Below are 6,004 nucleotides of genomic sequence, written 5' to 3'. Positions count from 1 at the left end.
GGAATTGGGGCGGGTCACCGAGGACACCCTGCCGATCGCGCTGCATCACGGCTCGCTCGACGTCGCCCAGCGCCGGCGGGTCGAGAAGGCGATGGGCGAAAACGCGCTGCGCGCCATCGTCGCCACCTCGACGCTCGATCTCGGCATCGACTGGGGCGATGTCGATCTGGTCGTGCATGTCGGCGCGCCAAAGGGGGCGAGCCGGCTGGCACAGCGCATCGGCCGTGCCAATCACCGCATGGACGAGCCGTCCAAGGCGATCCTCATCCCCGCCAACCGCTTTGAGGTGCTGGAATGCCGGGCCGCCCTCGACGCCAACTATTTAGGCGCGCAGGACACGCCTCCGTTGATCAATGGCGGGCTCGATGTGCTGGCCCAGCATGTGCTCGGCTGCGCCTGCGGCGCGCCGTTCCGTGCCGATGACCTGTACGAGGAGGTGCGAACGGCAGCACCCTATGTCAGCCTCGACCGGCCGACATTCGACCGCGTCATCGATTTCGTTGCCACCGGCGGCTATGCGCTCAAGAATTACGAACGCTACGCCCGCATCCGTTTGAACAAGGACGGGTTGTGGCGGGTGTCCAATCCGCGCGTCGCCCAGCAATACAGGCTGAATGTCGGCACCATCATCGAGGTGCCGGCGCTGAATGTTCGATATGTGCAGGCCGGCAGCAAAGGCGCGGCTTCGCGTGGCGGCCGGGTCCTCGGCAAGATCGAGGAGGCCTTCCTCGAAACGTTGACGCATGGCGACACGTTCATGTTCGCCGGCAAGGTGCTGCGCTTCGAGGGCATCCGCGAGAATGAATGCTTCGTGTCGAACGCGCCGGGCAGCGATGCCAAGGTGCCCTATTATGGAGGCGGCAAGTTTCCGCTTTCGACCTATCTCGCCGAACAGGTCCGCATCATGCTCGATGACCCGCAGCGATGGAAAAAGCTGCCCGAGCAGGTCGCCGACTGGCTGCGCTTCCAGGCCGACAAATCGGTGCTGCCCAAGCGCGACGACCTGCTGATCGAGACCTTTCCACGAGGCAACCGCCACTATCTGGTGGCTTACCCGTTCGAGGGCAGGCTGGCGCACCAGACGCTCGGCATGCTGCTCACCCGCCGCCTCGACAGGGCAGGAGCCAGGCCGCTCGGCTTCGTCGCCACCGATTATGCGCTGGCTATATGGTCACTGGGCGACATGGGCGCGATGTTCAAAGCCAGGAAGCCTTCGCTGAGCGCACTTTTCGACCAGGACATGCTGGGCGACGACCTCGAAGCCTGGCTTGCCGACAGCTGGCTTCTCAAGCGCACCTTCCGCAACTGCGCTCTGATTTCCGGATTGATCGAGAAACGCCACCCTGGCCAGGAGAAGAGCGGCCGCCAGGTCACGGTCTCGACCGACCTGATCTATGACGTGCTGCGCAGCCATGAACCGGACCACATCCTGCTGCAGGCGACGCGTGCCGATGCGGCGGCCGGCCTGCTCGATGTCAGCAGACTTGCCGACATGCTCTCGCGCATCCAGGGTCGAATCGTGCATAAGGCACTCGAACAGATATCGCCGCTCGCCGTGCCGATCATGCTCGAGATCGGCAAGATGCCGGTGAACGGCGAAGCCGATGAGACATTGCTGATGGATGCGGCGTCGCTGGTCGCAGAGGCCATGGGGCCGGAGATGGTCGAGGAATGAATTTTTCGCTGGCGCGCACATCGCTGATCGCCGAGGCCGATCTTGTCGGCATATCAGGCGAACGCGCCGTCTGCGACCCGCGCGGCGTGCTTTATTTTCCGGATCTGCGGCTTCTGGCCGTGTCCGACCTGCATCTGGAAAAGGGCTCGTCGCTGGCACGCCGCGGCACGCTGATTCCGCCCTATGACACCGGCGCGACCTTGCTGCGATTGCAGGCCGTCATCGCTGACTACCAGCCGTCGATCGTCATCAGCCTGGGCGACAGCTTTCACGATGGCGGCGGCGCCCAACGCATGCATGCAAGTTTCCGAGAGCGGCTGGAAGGGCTGATATCAGGCCGGCAATGGTTCTGGGTCGCCGGCAATCATGACCCGGAAGCGCCAGCCGACCTGCCTGGCGAGACGGTGCGTGAACTTGCTATAGGCTCGCTGCTGTTCCGGCATGAGCCATCGAAGCAGCGTGTCGAAGGCGAAATAGCGGGCCATCTGCATCCCTGCGCCCGCATCGTCCAGCAGGGCCGCTCGGTGCGGCGCCGCTGCTTTGCCGGCGACGGCGGCCGCATGATCATGCCGGCCTTCGGTGCCTATACAGGCTCGCTCAACGTGCTCGATCGCGCCTATGCCGGGCTGTTCCGGCTGGATACGCTGATGGCCTATATGCTGGGCGCCCAACGCATCTTTGCCATTTCCGGCTCGATGCTGCGGCCGGGCTAAACAGCCCTACCTGCCGTAGTAGAGCGTAACCGTGTGCTTCGCCTCTGCAAAGAACAGCCAGCGCTCGACCAGCATGCCGGCGAACTGGATTGCAGCAGCGAGTACCGACAGCAACGCTGCCGGCGGCCAGGGCAGGGCGAACACAATGGCGAGCAGCCCCAAGGGCAACGCGAAGGCCAGAAGCTGCGTGATCTGGCGCAGCCGCGCGCCATGCTTGCGCGCGATGCGGAAACCCATTTCCTTGAGCAGGTAATTCTCTTCGGTATGCGGCCATTCCAGCGACCGCACCGTACCTCCCGCCAGCCCGGTCGCGGTGTTGGCGGTGGTCGGAATCTCCAGCCGGTCATTGTAGCGCCAGGTCGCGAGCTTCCAGCCCCAGCCGGTCAAGGTCAGCAGCAGGCAAGCCGCCAGCTGCACCTTCGAACCAAGCGCAAAGCCCTGCAGCAGTGCGTTCAACAGCACGCTGCCGGTCATCGCCGAAAAGATGAGATAGCCGGGCAGGGTGAAGCGGCTGTGCCACTGGGCGATCGGTTTCAGCGACGCATAGATCATGCCGGTGGTGCAGATGGTGATGATTGCGCCGATGGCGGCCAGAGATCCGGCGATGCCGACCCAGCCATCGGTCTTGCCGAAGAATATCCAACCGATGCCGAACAGTCCCGCCGGAATGAAGGTGATGACCGAGGCAACACCTTCGCGCGACAGCCATGAACTGCGCCATTGTGAGAACGCCCGCCAGGCGCGTTCGGGGCGGCCGAGATGACCCGTCGAGGACAACAGGCCGGCCACGATCAGGCCGAGCGCCAGCCCCATGCCGATAAAGCCCAGCCAGAAATCGGGTGGGATGATCTGGAAGCCTCCGAGCGTGCCCAGCAGCGCGAGCAGGCCGTAGCCCGCGCCGGTGGCAGTGGTGAAGAAGACGACGGAGAAGGCTGGATGCATGGGTCAGTTCGAAAGCATGCGGTCGACCCAGCCGAGGAAACCGCCTTCGGCCCGCACCGGTTCCAATGCCGGCGCGGCCACCGATGCGGCGCGCGCGGTGTGGGCGCGTGGCGGCAAATATTTGTTGGTCGGGCGATAGCCGAGCTCAGGCATCAGGTCGACACCACCGCGCTCCGCCACCAGTTGCGAGACAGCCGACAGGGGATCGCCGAGATCGCCGAAATGCCGGGCGCTGGTCGGGCAGGCGGCGACGCAGGCCGGCACGCGGTCTTCTTCGGCCAGATTGTCATTGTAGATGCGGTCGACACACAGTGTGCATTTCTTCATCACCCCGACATCGGTGTCGAATTCGCGTGCTCCATAAGGACAGGCCCAACTGCACAATTTGCAGCCGATGCACTTGTCCTCGTCGATCAGCACGATGCCGTCCGAAGCCCGCTTGTAGGAGGCGCCGGTCGGGCAGACGGTGACGCAGGCCGGCGTCTCGCAATGCAGGCAGGAGCGCGGGAAGTTCACCGTCCGTCCGCCCATCTCGGTGGTGTGCTCATAAGCGTGCACGCGGTTGAACCAGACGCCGTCGACATGGCCGCCATAGGGATCGATGTCGGTCAGCGGCGCCATGTGGCCGCCGGTGTTCCATTCCTTGCAGGCGGTGACACAGGCCTGGCAGCCGACGCAGGTATCGAGGTCGATCACGAGGCCGAGTTTCTTGTCGCTTTGACTTGGCAGACAGGTCATTTGGTCGCCTCTCTCGCCCTGCGGAATTCGGCGCCGAAAATCAGTCTGTCGGGCGAGGGTTCGAAATGCGGCGGCTGCAGGAAACGCTGGAACTGCGGCTCGGTGAACCCGGCTTCTTCGGCTGCGCATTTGACGATGCGCACGCGCAGGTCGAACCACGCAGCCTGGCCCGTCACCGGATCGGAATTCGAATAGCGTTTGCCCTGAGCGTCGGCCGAGGTCTGGTCGCCGATGATATGGTTGAGCAGGAAGCCGCGGTTGCTCTCGGCCGCGTCGTCCTTCAGCCCCCAACTGCCGCGCCTTTTGCCGATGGCGTTCCAGGTCCAGACCGTGCTTTCGTTCACCCCGTCGATCAGCTTGATCTGCCCCTTCACTCTGCCGTTGATGCTTTCGATCCACACCCAGTCGTCATCGACAAGGCCGAGACCGGCTGCCGTCCGGTGATGCACGAACAGCCGGTTCTGGCTGGTGATCTGCCGCAGCCACGCATTCTGCGAACCCCAGGAATGGTACATGTGCATCGGCCGCTGCGTCAGCGCATGCAGCGGATATTTTTCGAGGTCGACGACCGCTTCCTCGAAGGGCATGTGCCAGAACGGCAGCGGGTCCATGTAGGTCTCGATGCGCTGGCGATCGCCTTTCGGCGGCACCACACGGCCATGGCCACGCGCGGCAAGCCTGAAGCGCTGCATCGGCTCCGAGTAGAGCTGGAAAACGATCGGTTCGGCTTTCGGGATAAAACCCATCTGCACTGCGAAGTCGAGATAGGAGCGGTTGGCCATCTTGTAATAGCGCTGGTCGTCCGCGAAATCATGATGCCAGAAGCCGCCATTGTCGATGTAGCGCTGCAACTGGTCCGGGTTGGCCTCACCCCTGCCGGTCGAGGTCCCATCCTTGCCGCGCCAGCCGGCGAGCGGGCCGATGCCGGGCGTGCGCTCATGGTTGACGATGTAGTCGGCATAGTCGCGGTATCTGGCCGAGCCGTCCTCATCGACGAAACCAGGCAGGCCGAGCCGGGCGCCGAGTTCGATCAGCACCGACTGGAACGGCCGGACGTCGCGGTCGGGCTCGATGACGGGATGGCGGATGGCGTCGCCCGGTCCGTCGGCATGACTGATCGGCCGGTCGAGCAGGCTGATGCAGTCGTGGCGCTCGAGATAGGTCGTGTCCGGCAGCACCAGATCGGCGAACGGCACGGTCTCGGAATAATAGGCGTCGGAATAGATGATGAAAGGGATCTTGTAGTTGCCCGCTTCGTCGCTGTCGGTCAGCATCGCCATGGTCTCGACGGTGTTCATCGAGGAATTCCACGCCATGTTCGACATGTACATCATCAGCGTGTCGATCTTGTAGGGATCGCCTGCCCAGGCGTTGCGGATGACGGTGTGCATCAGGCCGTGCGCGGCCAGCGGCGCGTCCCACGAATAGGCCTTGTCGATGCGAAGCGGCGTGCCGGCCTCGTCGACCAGCAAATCGTCCGGCCCGCAGACGAAGCCGAGCGGCATGCCGTCGAGCGGCGTCATCGGCTTGACGGTCTTGCCCGCCGGCTTCGGTCCGGGCGGCGCGGATCGAGGGTAGGGCGGCTTGAAGCGGAAGCCGCCGGGGACATCCACCGTGCCCAACAGCACCTGAAGGAGATGGATGGCGCGGCAGGTGTGAAAACCGTTCGAATGGGCCGAGATGCCGCGCATGGCGTGCATCGAGACAGGCCGCCCCTTGATCGTCTCGTGGCGGCGCCCGGCCCAGTCGGTCCAGGCGATCGGCAATTCGATCGTCTGTTCGAAGGCGACATGGGCGAGTTCGGCGGCGATCCTGCGGATCGTGTCGGCGGCAATGCCGCAGCGCTCGGCGACCGAGTCCGGTGCGTAACTCTCATCGAGGTAGCGGTCGGCGATCAGCTGGAACACCGGGACGCAGCGGCGCCCGCCGATCGTGA

The 6,004-nt window shown here is 64.3% G+C and carries 5 protein-coding genes; 2 read left to right on the top strand and 3 right to left on the bottom strand.

What is annotated here, in order from left to right; all coding sequences use genetic code 11:
* Together EN991_RS20160 and pdeM are read left to right on the top strand one after the other, a co-directional pair.
* The coding region (locus EN991_RS20160) for a helicase-related protein (RefSeq protein WP_281058803.1) at window positions 1–1,675 on the top strand (1,675 nt) is incomplete at its 5' end.
* Window positions 1,672–2,388 (top strand): ligase-associated DNA damage response endonuclease PdeM, encoded by a 717-nt coding sequence (gene pdeM, locus EN991_RS20155; protein WP_127369385.1) that lies wholly within the window; start codon window positions 1,672–1,674, stop codon window positions 2,386–2,388. The genes EN991_RS20160 and pdeM, both read left to right, overlap by 4 nt.
* Before the next feature lie 6 nt (window positions 2,389–2,394).
* On the opposite strand, the gene EN991_RS20150 is transcribed toward pdeM, so the two are convergent.
* From EN991_RS20150 to EN991_RS20140, 3 genes are all read right to left on the bottom strand, one after another.
* On the bottom strand, window positions 2,395–3,330 hold the full coding sequence (locus tag EN991_RS20150) for a DmsC/YnfH family molybdoenzyme membrane anchor subunit (protein ID WP_127366794.1): 936 nt from the start codon (window positions 3,328–3,330) through the stop codon (window positions 2,395–2,397).
* A 3-nt stretch (window positions 3,331–3,333) separates the two neighbouring features.
* On the bottom strand, window positions 3,334–4,068 hold the full coding sequence (locus EN991_RS20145) for a 4Fe-4S dicluster domain-containing protein (RefSeq protein ID WP_127267783.1): 735 nt from the start codon (window positions 4,066–4,068) through the stop codon (window positions 3,334–3,336).
* On the bottom strand, window positions 4,065–6,004 hold a 1,940-nt coding region (locus EN991_RS20140), incomplete at its 5' end, for a molybdopterin oxidoreductase family protein (protein ID WP_127369384.1). The genes EN991_RS20145 and EN991_RS20140, both read right to left, overlap by 4 nt.

The sequence above is a fragment of the Mesorhizobium sp. M7A.F.Ca.US.005.03.2.1 genome (assembly GCF_003997795.1).
Lineage (GTDB): Bacteria > Pseudomonadota > Alphaproteobacteria > Rhizobiales > Rhizobiaceae > Mesorhizobium > Mesorhizobium ciceri.
This window is presented reverse-complemented; position numbering and strand designations above follow the sequence as displayed.